Origin of the sequence: Bacteroides muris (ex Fokt et al. 2023), assembly GCF_024704895.1 — a bacterium.
Classification (GTDB): Bacteria; Bacteroidota; Bacteroidia; order Bacteroidales; family Bacteroidaceae; genus Bacteroides; species Bacteroides muris.
Genome location: NZ_JAMZEE010000017.1, coordinates 43,418 through 58,092 on the forward strand (window position 1 = coordinate 43,418; position 14,675 = coordinate 58,092).

General features: G+C 52.7%; 8 protein-coding genes. All 8 read left to right on the plus strand.

The window, feature by feature from the left end:
• The 8 genes from M1B78_RS08875 to M1B78_RS08910 all read left to right on the plus strand — a co-directional run bounded on the left by M1B78_RS08875 (position 1) and on the right by M1B78_RS08910 (position 14,611).
• Positions 1-1,644, plus strand: a complete 1,644-nt coding sequence (locus M1B78_RS08875) for a RagB/SusD family nutrient uptake outer membrane protein (RefSeq protein ID WP_257940459.1) — start codon at positions 1-3, stop codon at positions 1,642-1,644.
• Between the two features lie 12 nt (positions 1,645-1,656).
• Positions 1,657-4,023, plus strand: a complete 2,367-nt coding sequence (locus tag M1B78_RS08880; RefSeq protein WP_117866455.1) for a glycoside hydrolase family 3 C-terminal domain-containing protein — start codon at positions 1,657-1,659, stop codon at positions 4,021-4,023.
• Between the two features lie 95 nt (positions 4,024-4,118).
• Positions 4,119-5,003, plus strand: coding sequence for an alpha/beta hydrolase (locus tag M1B78_RS08885; RefSeq protein ID WP_257940460.1), 885 nt, complete (start codon positions 4,119-4,121; stop codon positions 5,001-5,003).
• A 169-nt stretch (positions 5,004-5,172) separates the two neighbouring features.
• A complete protein-coding gene (locus tag M1B78_RS08890) occupies positions 5,173-6,375 on the plus strand; it encodes an esterase (RefSeq protein ID WP_257940461.1) in 1,203 nt (400 codons plus the stop codon).
• A gap of 89 nt (positions 6,376-6,464) precedes the next feature.
• On the plus strand, positions 6,465-7,661 hold the full coding sequence (locus M1B78_RS08895; RefSeq protein ID WP_257940462.1) for an esterase: 1,197 nt from the start codon (positions 6,465-6,467) through the stop codon (positions 7,659-7,661).
• Positions 7,662-7,664: 3 nt separating this feature from the next.
• Positions 7,665-9,992: a glycoside hydrolase family 3 C-terminal domain-containing protein gene (locus tag M1B78_RS08900; RefSeq protein ID WP_257940463.1), complete on the plus strand. Its 2,328-nt coding sequence runs from the start codon at positions 7,665-7,667 to the stop codon at positions 9,990-9,992.
• Positions 9,993-10,128: 136 nt separating this feature from the next.
• A complete protein-coding gene (locus M1B78_RS08905) occupies positions 10,129-12,618 on the plus strand; it encodes a glycoside hydrolase family 3 N-terminal domain-containing protein (protein WP_257940464.1) in 2,490 nt (829 codons plus the stop codon).
• 100 nt (positions 12,619-12,718) lie between these two features.
• Positions 12,719-14,611: an alpha-L-fucosidase gene (locus M1B78_RS08910; RefSeq protein WP_257940465.1), complete on the plus strand. Its 1,893-nt coding sequence runs from the start codon at positions 12,719-12,721 to the stop codon at positions 14,609-14,611.
• Positions 14,612-14,675 lie beyond the last annotated feature (64 nt).

Below are 14,675 nucleotides of genomic sequence, written 5' to 3' on the forward strand. Positions count from 1 at the left end.
ATGAAAGCAACACATTATATATATGTACTTTTTGCAGCCTTGTTCACTTTGGTATGTGCCGGTTGTGAAGATCGCTTGAATATTGAAAAGCATGGTAGTTTGGGAGGTCCTGAAAATTACTACCAAACTGACGAGGAAGCTGAGGCTGCCGTGGCTTCTATGCTTATCTCTTGGCGTGATATGTATTCTAACTGGTTTTATGTAAAAAACTGTCTTTCTGACGATGCCTATACGGGCGGTGGCTCTCGTGGTGATAATGCTATGATGGAGCAGTTGAATGAATTTACGTTCTTTACGGATAACGGTTTGATTTCTGGTTTGTATTCCGGGCTTTATGCTGTGGTTTATAAAGCCAATCTGATTATAGAGAATGTCACAGGAGATTCATCGGTCATGAGACGTGCCGTAGCTGAGGCAAAATTCTATCGTGCATGGGCTTATTTTGAGTTGGTGACTTTGTGGGGGAATGCGCCTTTGGTGGATCACTTATTGGCTCCGTCTGAATATCATGTAAGCAACAGCACGCCTGAAGCTTTGTGGGCTTTTGTGGAACAGAATCTTGAAGAGGCTATTTCTTCAGGGGCTTTGCCTTCCAAAGCTAATGTGGACGATGCGGATGCTACTTCACGTGTTACGCTTGAAACTGCTAAAGCTTATCTTGGCAAAGCTTATCTTTTCCAAGGTAAATATTCTGATGCTGCTACTGTTTTGGACGAAGTCATTGATTCTAAGAAATATGAGTTATATCAAGGCAGCTTTGACATGTTGGGACATGCTGTGACTAACAATTGTAGTGAATCTATGCTTGAAGTGCAACGTCGCAAAAACAGCGAACAAGCTTGGAATCAGTTCGTTCAATTCTATATCATGTTGGGCTGGCGTACAAGTCACATGTCATACGGCCCCAAGGCATTGTTTGAAGAAGGCATTGCAATGGGTACTTATGGATTTTTCAATCCTACTAAGTCATTGTATGACGCTTTTGTTGAAAGAGAAGGCGTGGACGGTTATCGTCTGAAAAGTACGATGCGTACTTACGAACAAATGAATGAAGTGGAAATGGCTATCAATCCGGGTCTTTATTTAGTTGGTAACGAAGGTTATTTCTTTTGGAAAACCCGTCTTTTGGGCTCAGACAACATTATCGACCAAAGTTGGTTCCAAAGTCTTCAATATACTAACCTGCGTGTGATGCGTTATGCCGAAGTATTACTCATGGCCGCTGAGGCTCATGTAATGGGTGGTGGCTCTGCCGACAAGGCTGTGAAGTATATTAATGAAATCCGTACTCGTGCCAAGCTTGCCCCACTTTCTTCCGTGACATTGGATGATGTGAAGAAGGAGAAACGTCTGGAACTCTGTTTGGAGAGTGTCCGATTCCAGGATTTGGTTCGTTGGGGGGATGCAAAAGCTGTGTTAGGTGAACAAGGCAAGGCCATTCCAGCCTATGGCTACTTTGTCAAAATTGGTGCTGATGGCGAACCGGTTGTGGATGCAGACAAGAATCCGGTATTTGAATTCAGACTGGAACCGGAAAACGTAAAGAACTCTGTGTATGGTTTCCAAGACAAACACATGCTGTTGCCTATTCCTCATGCAGAATTGAATGTGAATCCCAATATCAAGCAAAATACAGGTTGGTAATCCTAATAAAACATGAAAAGATTCTTAACTCCCCTTTTCACCTTTTGCGTGGCGCTGGCTGTGAATGCACAGCCGGTGCCCACCACCGGTTCGCCCGTGCTGCGTGCCGACAACATCGACGAAGTGGTCAGCGCCCTGACCCTTGAAGAGAAAGTGCACCTCGTCATCGGTTGCGGCATGTCGATGGGCAGTGACTCCAAGTTCCCCGGTACCGCCGGACGTACCTACGACATTCCACGCCTGGGCATCCCATCGGCTTTCCTTGCCGACGGACCGCACCGCCTGGCGATGGCTTCCAAACGAGAGTTCGACAGCCGCACCTATCACGCCACCGAATTCCCCTCGAGCACCACGGTGGCAGCTACGTTCGATCCTGATGCTGCTTACCATGTAGGCCGGGCTCTGGGTACCGAAGTGAAAGACTACGGTATGGACGTGCTCCTCGCCCCCGGTGTCAACCTGATGCGTAACGCCCTCTGCGGACGAAACCACGAGTATTATGCCGAAGACCCCGTGCTGGTGGGCAAGATAGCCGCTGCCTACATCAACGGCATCCAGAGCGAAGGTACCGGCACCTGCCTGAAGCACTTCGCCGTGAACAACCAGGAAACCAACCGCAACAACAACGACTCCCGACTGACGCAGCGCCCCTTGCGCGAGCTTTATCTGAAATGCTTCGAGATAGCCGTCAAGGAGGCTCAGCCCTGGAGCGTGATGACCGCCTACAACAAGGTGAACGGCAAATACACCTGCGAAGACCGCGAACTGACCGAAGATATCCTCCGCAATGAATGGGGATTCAAGGGACTGGTGATGTCCGACTGGAATGCCGGAAAAGATGCCGTGACTTCCATCGCGGCAGGTAATGACATGTTGCAGCCGGGGCAGGAACGCCAGTACAACGCCATTCTGGAAGCCGTGAAGAACGGCACGCTGGATGAGGCGCTCCTCAACCTCAGCGTGAAGCGTGTGCTGGAGTTTGTGGTGAAGAGCCACACCTTTGCCGGTTACAATTATCCCAACGAGACCGACCTCAAAGCCCACGCGCAAGTGGACCGCCGGGTAGGTGCCGAGGGCATCGTGCTGCTGGATAACAAGAATGCGCTGCCTATGGCTGCCGGCATCAGGAAGGTAGCCCTTTACGGCACTACTTCTTACGACATGGTTCCTGCCGGTATGGGATTCGGCAGTACGGGCTTCGGATATTATACGGTCTCTATGGTAGAAGGCTTGCGCAATGCGGGCTATACGGTAGATAAGGATTTGCTGAACCGCTACAAGAAGCACATGGCCGACGAGCAGAAACGCCTCTTCCCCCACGGTCGTCCTCCTTTCGCGTTCACTCCGCTGCCCCGTGCCGAAGAGTTCCTGCCCACTGCCGAGGAACTGGCCGCGCAAGTGAAAGCCAACGACATCGCCGTGCTTACGCTGGGACGTGTCAGTGGTGAAGGCTGCGACCGCCGTGTGGAAGATTTCCTCTTGAAGGAGAACGAACTGGCTCTGATAAAGCAAGTGTCTGCCGCCTATCGTGCCGCAGGCAAGAAGCTGGTGGTGGTTCTCAACATCTGCAGCCCCGTGGAGACCGCTTCATGGAAAGAACTGGCAGATGCCTTGGTATGCGCTTTCCAGCCCGGGCAGGAAGTGGGCAACTGCATTGCCGACGTGTTGACGGGTAAGGTGAACCCCAGCGGCAAGCTGCCCATGACGTTTGCCGTGAAGTATGGCGACGCGCCGTCGGATGCCAATTTTCCCTTCGACTATGAGTTCAAGATGCCGTCGTTCGCCATGGGTACCGGCATGAACTTCAAGTCCGACAAGAAAGAGGAGAAGCCGAAAGAGCCAGAACGCAACGTCGATTTCACCCTCTACGAGGAGGGCATCTACGTGGGTTACCGTTACTTCGATACCTTCGGTAAAGAGGTGTCTTACCCCTTCGGCCACGGACTGAGCTATACCACCTTTGAATATGCGGTGGAAGAGGCTGCCATCGACGGTGACCGCTGCCGCATGAAAGTGAGCGTGAAGAACACCGGCAAGGTGGCAGGCCGTGAAGCCGTGCAGCTCTATGTCAAGGCTCCCGAGGGCGGCATGGACAAGCCCGCCAAGGAACTGAAAGCCTTCGGCAAGACCCGCCTGCTGAAACCCGGCGAGAGCCAGACCCTGACATTGGAGTGGAACGTGATGGACATGGCCTCCTTCAACGAGAAAAGCAGCTCTTGGGAGTTGGCCAAGGGTGAATATCAATGGATGGCTGCCGCCTCTTCGGCCGACGTGCGTTGCACCACGGTGCAGAAGGTGGCAAAGGCACGCAAGCAGAAAGTGCACGATGCCATGCGGGCACAAGTGCCGGTGGCTGTGCATCCCATGGTGAAGAGATGAGGTGTGCATATACATCACCTGAAAAAACTGATATATATCAATCCGTTTTAGAATGGAAAGCACTTATTTTGTAGTACATTTTTAAAATCTATGCCATGAAAAGATTGATACTTTCTCTTTTTGCCGTCTGCTCGTTGTGGATGGCAAATGCACAGAATCCTGCATGGGGACCACAAAGCAAGGTCGTGACCGACAGCATCTACAGCACGGTGCTGAAGACGCACCGCGCCTATACCATCTATCTGCCTCAGAGCTATGACAAGGAGGCAGACAGGAAGTATCCCATTCTCTACCTGCTGCACGGCATGTCGGGGGTGAATACCAGCTGGTTTACGGACCAGCGTGTGAAGGACGTGATGGACCAGTTGACGGCATCGGGCGAGGCGTGCGAGATGATTATCGTCAGCCCCAACGCCGGAGGCAATCCGGCCACGTGCTGGAACGGTTACTTCAACATGCCGGGATGGGCTTACGAGGATTTCTTCTACAAGGAGTTCATGCCCTATATCGAGAAGACCTACCGTGTGGTGGGCGACCGTCAGCATCGTGCCGTTGCGGGCCTTTCGATGGGTGGAGGCGGAACCACGAGCTACGCGCAGCGCTATCCCGACCTCTATTGTGCGGCATACGCCATGAGTGCCTTGATGAACATCCCCGTCAGTGGTGAGGTGGCGGGAAAAGACCCCGACCCCACAAACAAGATGGCTGTGCTGACCCGTTCGGTGCAGGAGCATAGTTGCATCAAGTATGTGCTGGAGGCTGATGAGGCCCGTAAAGCTGCTCTGCGCACCGTGCAGTGGTTTGTGGATTGCGGTGACGATGATTTCCTGCTCGACCGTAACATCGAGTTCTTCCAGGCGATGCGCAATGCCGGCATTCCTTGCCAGTTCCGCGTGCGCGACGGAGGGCACACCAGTGAATACTGGCATTCGGCATTGTATATGTGTTTGCCTTTTGTGAGCCGGTGCTTTGAGAGATAAGATTTATATAGGAGTGAGAAGCCGATAGTTTCGATAATGATGGGTTGTTATTGAGAAGTTATCATTGAAAAAGGTTTATTCATAACCGGGCTGTCGGCTTTGGCTCTTAATCCCGAAGGGTGATAATTCCCTTCAACGTCTTCCAGCTCCTTAAACAATTAAAATGATTATGAAGAAATTTACAGTTTTATTTGCCCTGTTGCTGATGTGTGCAATGACTTTTGCGCAGCAAGCCTTGTGGGGCGGTGCTCCGGTAGTTTCGCCGGAAATTCATGATGACAATACGGTCACTTTCCGCTTGAAGGCACCGAAAGCCGTGAAGGTGCAGTTGACGGGTGACTTCCTGCCGCCGCACACCATCCAGACACCGAGGGGCGAGTATGACGCTCCGGGTATCGTCGATATGAAGGAGGGCAAGGACGGTGTGTGGGAATATACCACTGCCGAACCGTTGAACCCCGAACTGTACGGCTATTCATTTTATGTGGATGGCCTGAAAATAATGGACCCCGGCAACGTCTATATGATTCGCGACGTGGCAACCGTGACGAATGTATTCATCATTGGCGGTGACCGTGCCGACCTCTACAAGGTGAACAAAGTGCCTCACGGAACAGTGAGACGTATGTGGTACAATAGTCCCACGCTGGGCATGGACCGCCGCCTGACGGTTTATACACCCGCCGGCTACGAGAACGGCAAGAAGCGTTATCCCGTCTTCTACCTGCTGCATGGCGCCGGAGGTGACGAAGAGGCATGGATTGCCTTGGGCCGTACTTCACAAATCCTGGATAACCTGATAGCGCAGGGCAAGGCCGAACCGATGATTGTAGTGATGACCAACGGCAATGCCTGGCAGGATGCCGCTCCCGGTGAATCGCCCAAAGGTTTCACTATCCCTTCCATGAGTCCGAAGGAACGTGCTTCCGCTCCGGAAGGAGGCTTCGAACTTTCTTTCCCGGAAATCGTGAAATTCGTGGAGAAGAACTTCCGCACATTGCCGAACAAGAAGCACCGTGCCATTGCAGGACTTTCGATGGGTGGCTTCCACTCTTGCAGCATCTCGAAGTACTATCCGGATATGTTCGACTATGTGGGCTTGTTCTCGGGTACTGCTTCCAGGAACGATAAATCTACTTGTCCGGTCTATACCGACTTCGAGGATAAACTGAAGATACAGTTTGCCAAGACTCCGGCACTCTATTTCATCGCTTGCGGTAACCGTGATTTTGTCTTCAAGGGGGTGACGGACTTCCGCAAACTGCTCGATGACAATGGCTGTAAGTATGAGTATCTGGAAACGGGCGAGGGACATATCTGGAGGAACTGGCGCATCTATCTGACGGAGTTCGTGCCGAAGTTGTTCAAGTGACCTCGTGCCGATTGATTCACCCTGCACTTTGCCAATCCGAAGTGCAGGATTATAGACAATCTGTTTAATAACAAAATAATAAACCCATTATGAAAAGAATTTCTATTTTATCAGCTCTGTTGCTGATGTGTGCGATGACTTTCGCGCAGCAAGCTCTCTGGGGAGGTGCCCCCGTGGTATCACCTGAGATACACGACAACAATACAGTAACCTTTCGCCTGAAAGCACCGAAAGCCGTGAAGGTGCAGGTGACCGGTGACTTCCTGCCCACGCAGAAAATCAAGACTCCCTTCGGCGAGTTCGACGGGCCGGGCGTGGCCGATTTGAAAGAGAACAAGGACGGTGTATGGGAATTCACTACTCCCGAACCACTGAAACCGGAACTCTACAGCTACACTTTCCTGGTAGATGGTCTGAAAATCAACGATCCCTCCAATGTTTATATGATTCGCGACGTGGCAAGCGTGACGAATGTGTTCATCATCGGCGGTGACGAGCGCATCGACCTCTACAAGGTGAATAAGGTTCCTCATGGAACAGTATCTAAGGTATGGTACAACAGCCCCACGCTGGGCATGGACCGTCGTTTGACTGTTTATACGCCTGCTGGATATGAGACAAGCGGCAAGCGCTACCCTGTCTTCTATCTGCTTCACGGTATGGGTGGCGACGAGAACGCATGGAGCGAACTGGGACGTACGGCACAGATTCTGGACAACCTCATCGCACAAGGCAAGGCTAAACCGATGATTGTGGTAATGACCAACGGCAATGCTGCATTGGAAGCAGCTCCGGGTGAATCTTCACTGGGTTTTGCCGCTCCCAGCATGAATCTGCCCAAGACGATGGAAGGTTCTTTCGAGACAGCTTTCCCCGACGTAGTGAAATTCATCGACAAGACTTACCGCACACAGGCTACAAAGAAGGGACGTGCCATTGCCGGTCTCTCTATGGGCGGTTACCACTCCATGCACATCTCCAAACAATACCCGGACATGTTCGACTACGTAGGTCTGTTCTCCGCTGCTATCATGCCCAACAAGGATGTGAAGTCTCCGATTTATGACAATCTTGAAGCCAAGCTGAAGACGCAGTTTGCCAAGAAGCCGGCACTCTATTACATCGCCATCGGTGACAAGGACTTCTTGTTCCAAGCCAACAACGACTACCGCAAGATGCTGGACGAAAAGGGTTACAAGTATGAATATTATGAAACTGGAGAAGGTCATATCTGGAAGAACTGGCGTATCTATCTGACAGAATTCGCACCGAAGATATTTAAATAAGTTATGAAGAAGAATATCATATCCATGGCAGCAGCAATGGCTGTCTTGTCGGCTTGCGGACCGAGTGTGCCGCAGCTTGGAAAGTCGTCTTTGGATGAGGTGATTGGCGCCATGACCTTGGAAGAAAAAGCGCATCTGGTAGTAGGTACCGGTATGGCAGGCTTCTCGGGTGACAGTGCTGTTATCGGTGCAACGAAAAAGCTGGTGCCGGGCGCGGCAGGAACCACATACCCGATTGAGCGCCTCGGCATCCCCGCCGTGGTGCTGGCTGATGGTCCCGCCGGACTGCGCATCGACCCCACCCGTGAGGGGGATTCGGCTACGTACTATTGTACTCATTTCCCTATCGGAACTTTGCTAGCCTCTACCTGGGACCAGGAATTGGTGGAAAGTGTAGGTCAGTCCATCGGTAACGAAGTGCTGGAATACGGTGCGGACGTGCTGTTGGCTCCGGCACTGAACATTCACCGTAACCCGCTTTGCGGACGTAACTTCGAGTATTATTCCGAAGACCCGGTGGTTTCGGGTAAGATTGCCGCCGCCTACGTACGTGGTGTGCAAAGCAACGGCGTGGGTACCAGCATCAAGCACTTTGCCGTGAACAACCAGGAAACCAACCGTATGGCTACGGATGCGCATGTATCTCCACGTGCCTTGCGCGAAATCTACCTGAAAGGATTCGAGATTGCCGTGAAGGAATCCGCTCCTTGGACCGTGATGTCCTCGTACAACTACCTGAACGGTGTCTACACTTCGGAAAACAAGGAGTTGCAGACAACGATGTTGCGCGACGAATGGGGCTTCAAGGGCATGGTGATGACCGACTGGTTTGGCGGCAAGGATGCCGTGGCACAGATGGTGGCAGGCAACGACATGTTGCAGCCCGGTTTGCCCAAGCAGTACGAAGCCATCGTGAAGGGTGTGCAGGATGGAGCGCTGGACGAAGCCATCCTCAATCAGAACGTGAAGCGCATCCTGGAAATGATTCTCCAGACTCCCCGTTTCAAGGGATATGAATACTCCAACAAGCCCGACTTGAAAGCACATGCCGCCGTTACTCGCCAGTCGGCGACGGAAGGTATGGTATTGCTGAAGAACGATAACGGTGCGCTGCCGCTGCCAGCTGATGTGAAGAACGTGGCACTCTTCGGTTGTACTTCCTACGACTTCATTGCCGGCGGTACAGGTTCGGGCAATGTGAACCGCGCTTATACCGTTTCGCTGCTGGACGGCTTGAAGAATGCCGGCTACGTGGTGGACGAAGCACTGAAGGACAGTTACGAGGCTTACCTGAAAGCTGAGAAAGAACGTCTCTCCAAAGTCAAGAAAGAATGGTTCATGCCCGATGAACGTCCCGCTGAGATGGTCGTGTCTGCACAGGTCATCCGCGAGCAGGCTGCTAAGGCCGATGTGGCACTGGTAACGCTGGGACGTACCTCCGGTGAATTCCTCGACCGTATGGTAGCAGACTTCAACCTCACCAAAGAGGAGCTGGACATGCTGAAAGCCGTGTCCGGTGCTTTCCATGCTGCCGGAAAGAAGGTAGTGGTGGTGCTCAACATCGGCGGGGTGATTGAAACCGCTTCCTGGAAATCTGTTCCCGATGCCATCCTTTGTGCATGGCAGGCAGGCCAGGAGGGAGGAAACAGTGTGGCCGACGTGCTGAGTGGCAAGGCTTCTCCTTCGGGCAAGCTGACAATGACCTTCCCGGTGAAGTTTGAAGATGCCGCTTCTTCCGCCAACTTCCCGATAGACATGCGCGTAAGCACCGACCTCGTGAACAAGGGCGAGAAGAAGAACGACGTGAAGAACGTGGACTATACCGATTACGAAGAGGACATATACGTAGGTTACCGCTACTTCGACACCTTCGGCAAGCAGGTTTCCTATCCTTTCGGTTACGGGCTTTCCTATACCACTTTTGCTTACGACAAGGCTGCTGTCAAGGCTGACAACGGAGTCTATACCGTATCTGTAGAAGTGAAGAACACCGGTAAGGTAGCAGGCAAGGAAGTAGTTCAGCTTTATGTATCTGCTCCCGATGCTGTTGCTGCCAACAAACCCGAAAAGGAACTGAAAGGCTTTGCCAAGACCAAGGAGCTGAAGCCGGGCGAAGCTACTATGGTGACGCTGACGGTGAATGCCGCCGACCTGGCTTCTTATGATGAGGCTGCATCGGCATGGGTGGTAGCTCCCGGAAACTACAAGTTCCTCGTCGGAGCTTCCTCACGCGACATCAAGGCTGTGCTGGATGCCGAAGTGGCTTCCGCAACGCAGAAGACGAACGACATCCTGAAACTCCAGGAACCGATGAGTCTCTTGAAGAGATGAGAGTAGGATTGTCTGAAAAGATAACAAATCATACCCTAAAAAACATCCTGTTGTATCCTTTGGTATGGCAGGATGTTCTTATCTTTGTACCCTGCACAAACAGGAAGTGCAACTATTATAAACCAATATCACAACCATGAACAAAAAGTTAATCTTATCTTTAGCCCTATCGGGGTTAGTACTTACCGCTACGGCGCAGACCACTGTTGCGCCTGCCATTCCAAGAGACGAGAAAATGGAACAGCAGATTGAGACTTTGCTGAAGAAGATGACGCTTGACGAGAAGGTCGGCCAGATGTGCGAACTCACCATCGACCTCCTGCAGAAACGCGTCAATCCCTTTGCCGGTCTCGACCCGAAGAACATTACGGTAAAGGACCTGCAGAAAATCGTCAAGAGATACAAGCTTGAAAAGGAATTCAAGCTGGGCAAGGAGATGCCTTCGCAGGACGTGATGATGAAGCTCTATATGCGCATCCAGAGCATTGAGAATGCCAAAGGCTTCCAATTGGACGAGGCGATGCTCGACTCTGTCATCGGAAAATACAAAGTCGGCTCCATCCTGAATGTTCCCAACGGCGTGGCGCAAACCAGAGAGAAGTGGCAGGAAATCATCAAACGCATTCAGGAAAAGTCCATGGAAGTGATGGGCATTCCTTGTGTGTACGGCGTGGACCAGATACACGGGACTACCTATACGCTGGGCGGTACTTTCTTCCCGCAGGGTGTCAATATGGGAGCTACTTTCAATCGCGAACTGACGCGTGAGGGCGCACGCATCTCTGCTTACGAGACAAAGGCGGGAAGCATCCCTTGGACGTATGCTCCGGTGACCGACCTCGGACGCAATCCGCGCTGGCCGCGTATGTGGGAAAACTACGGTGAGGACTGCTACGTAAATGCCGAAATGGGGCGCGAAGCCGTTATCGGCTTTCAGGGCGCGAATCCCAACCTGATTGGCACGGACAACGTGGCCGCTTGTATGAAGCATTATATGGGTTATGGCGTTCCTGTTTCCGGCAAGGACCGTACACCGTCCTCCATCACCGGGCAGGATATGCGCGAGAAGCATTTCGCTCCTTATCTGGAGATGGTGAAAGCTGGTGCCCTTTCTGTGATGGTGAACTCAGCCATGAACAACGGCCTGCCTTTCCATGCCAACTACGAACTCCTGACCAAGTGGCTGAAGGAAGACCTCAATTGGGACGGTATGATTGTGACCGACTGGGCGGACATAGACAACCTCTGGAAGCGCGACCACATTGCCAAAGACAAGAAGGAAGCCATCAAGCTCGCCATCAATGCCGGTATCGACATGTCCATGGACCCGTACGACTGGAAGTTCTGCCCGCTCCTCAAGCAGCTGGTAGAAGAAGGTGAAGTCCCCATGAGCCGTATAGACGATGCCGTGCGTCGCGTATTGCGCCTGAAGTACCGCCTCAATCTGTTTGAAAAGCCCTACTATGACTTGAAGGACTTTCCGTTGTTCGGCAGCGAGGAACATGCCGCCGCCGCACTCCGGGCTGCCGAAGAGTCCTTGGTGCTTCTGAAGAATACAGACGGCATATTGCCGTTGGCAAAAGGCAAGAAACTGCTGGTTACTGGTCCGAATGCCAACTCCATGCGTTGCCTCAATGGCGGATGGTCCTATTCTTGGCAGGGCGACAAGGCCGACGAGCATGCAGGTCAATATAACACTATCCTCGAGGCTTTCACCCATAAATTCGGTGCGGATAATATCATCTACGAAGCCGGTGTTACCTATAAGCAAGGTGGCAACTGGTGGGAAGAGAATGCTCCGGAGATAGAGAAAGCCGTAGCTGCCGCTGCCGCTGCCGACTGCATCGTGGCCTGCATCGGTGAGAACTCCTACTGCGAAACTCCGGGTAACCTGACGAACCTCTTCCTCTCCCAGAACCAGATTGACTTGGTGAAGGCTCTTGCCAAGACCGGCAAGCCCGTCATTCTGGTGCTGAACGAGGGCCGTCCTCGCCTGATAGCCGACATCGAGCCTTTGGCAAAGGCTGTTGTCAACACCATGCTTCCGGGAAACTACGGTGGCGATGCTTTGGCAAACCTTCTTGCCGGCGACGCCAACTTCAGCGGAAAGATGCCTTTCACTTATCCGAAGGAAATCAACTCGCTGATTACGTACGACTACAAACCGTGCGAACACATCGGCAAGCAGATGGAAGGCGCTTATAACTACGATGCGCAGGTGTCTGTACAGTGGGCGTTCGGTTACGGTTTGAGCTATACCACTTTTGCATACAGCAACCTCAAGGTGGATAAGTCAAGCTTTGCTGCCGATGATGTGCTTACGTTCACCGTTGATGTGAAGAATACCGGTAACCGTGTCGGCAAGGAAAGCGTTCTGCTCTTCAGCAGCGACCTCGTTGCCTCCCTTACTCCCGATACCCGCCGTCTTCGTGCTTTCGAAAAAGTGGAACTGAAACCGGGCGAGACAAAGACCGTGACGCTGAAACTGAAAGGCTCCGACCTTGCTTTCGTAGGTTATGACGGCAAGTGGATTCTGGAAAAAGGTGATTTCCGCATCCAGGCAGGCGACCAGACAGTGAACGTGGTTTGTACGGATACCAAGAAGTGGGAGACTCCGAACAAATAGCCGAAATTGTTTGTCATTGAAATAGGAAAACGCTGCTGATAGAATTGTCAGTGGCGTTTTTTGCTTATCTTTACCGCCTGACATCAAATATAATGATACTATGAGATTTTTTGCATCAATGACATCCAGTCTCGCCATGGCTCTGGCTATGGCATCTTGTTCGTCGTCGGACGTCAAAACGCCGGAGGCGATTCTGCCCATTCCCGAACTGAAACAAGTGGAGTGGCAGCAAATGGAGACGTATGCCTTCATCCATTTCGGCCTGAATACCTTCAACGACCGCGAGTGGGGGTACGGCGACTCCAATCCGGCCACCTTCAATCCGGCCCGGCTGGACTGCGAACAGTGGGCACGGACGCTGGTCAACTCCGGCATGAAGGGCGTCATCCTTACCGCCAAGCATCACGACGGATTCTGCCTCTGGCCGTTCCGGGGCACGGACTACAGCATCGCCCGTTCTCCTTACAAGGATGGAAAAGGCGATATCGTGCGCGAACTCTCCGATGCCTGCCGGAAGTACGGGCTGAAGTTTGCCGTATACCTCTCGCCGTGGGACAGAAACCGGGCCGATTACGGCACACCGGCCTATCTGGATTACTTCTACGCGCAGCTTCGCGACCTGCTGACCAACTACGGTGAAGTGTTCGAAGTCTGGTTCGACGGTGCCAATGGCGGTGACAGCTGGTATGGCGGTGCCAAAGACGTGCGTACCATCGACCGTAAGAATTACTACAACTATCCGCGCATCTACGAGATGCTGGACAGCATACAGCCGCAAGCGGTGATTTTCTCCGACGGAGGTCCCGGATGCCGCTGGGTGGGCAACGAGAAAGGCTTTGCCGGTGCCACCAACTGGTCGTTCCTGCGCCGGGGTGAAGTCTTTCCGGGTTACGACAAGAGTTACGAACTGCAATACGGCCATCCCGACGGTGACCAGTGGGTACCGGCAGAGTGTGACGTCTCCATCCGTCCGGGCTGGTTCTATCATCCCGAAGAGGACAACCGCGTGAAGACGCCCGAACAGCTGCTCGACCTCTACTACCGCAGCGTGGGACACAACGGTACTCTGTTGCTTAACTTCCCCGTAGACCGCAACGGGCTGATTCATCCCGTCGATTCCGCCAACGCAGTCCGCTTTTATCAGCTGGTACAGCAGGAACTGAAGACCAACCTGGTGGCGGGACTCACTCCGAAAGTCTCCAACGAGCGAGGTAGACAGTTCAAGGCCGCTGCCATGACCGACAGCGATTACGGGACCTATTGGGCTACCGAAGACGGTGTGCATGCCGCCGATGTGGAATTCGCCTTCGACACCCCCCGGCGCATGAACCGCATGCTCTTGCAAGAGTATATCCCGTTGGGGCAACGGGTGAAGTCGTTCGTGGTAGAATACAAGAATGAGCAGGGCGTATGGCTTCCCGTACGCCTGAACGAAGAGACCACCACCATCGGCTACAAGCGCTTGCTGCGTTTCGAGACGGTTAAGTCCGCAGCGCTCCGCATCCGCTTCACCGATTCCCGCGGACCGTTGTGCATCAGCAGCATAGGCGTATACGACGCGGGCGAAGGAGCCGACATCGCCTATGCCGTGCCTGCAGAGCAGCTGAAAAGCTTCTCTTTCAGCCTGCCCGACTTGCCGGAACAAAATTCTGTCCTTGCTTCCGACCGCAACGCGCAGACCACTCTCTTTGTAGAAGGCGACCGCCTGCTCATCGACCTGGGCGCCGAGCGTACCGTTTCCTCGTTCCATTTCCTGCCCGACCAGGCAGAACCCAACCGGGGACTTGTCGCCACTTACGAGCTGTCGGTGGGCATGGTGCCCGACCGAGTAAATCGTTTGGTGAAGAGCGGTGAGTTCTCCAACATCCGGAACAATCCGGTCATGCAGTCCGTCTACTTCACTCCGGTCAAGGCACGCTACCTCGTGCTGAAAGCCACCCGTATGGTAGTGCCCGGAGAGGCGATGGGGTTTGCCGAGATAGCCGTCCAGTGATAGCTTCTAAAATGGGAATGTTTTTTAGTAATATTGGATAAATAAATATGAAAATGAAGAAAGT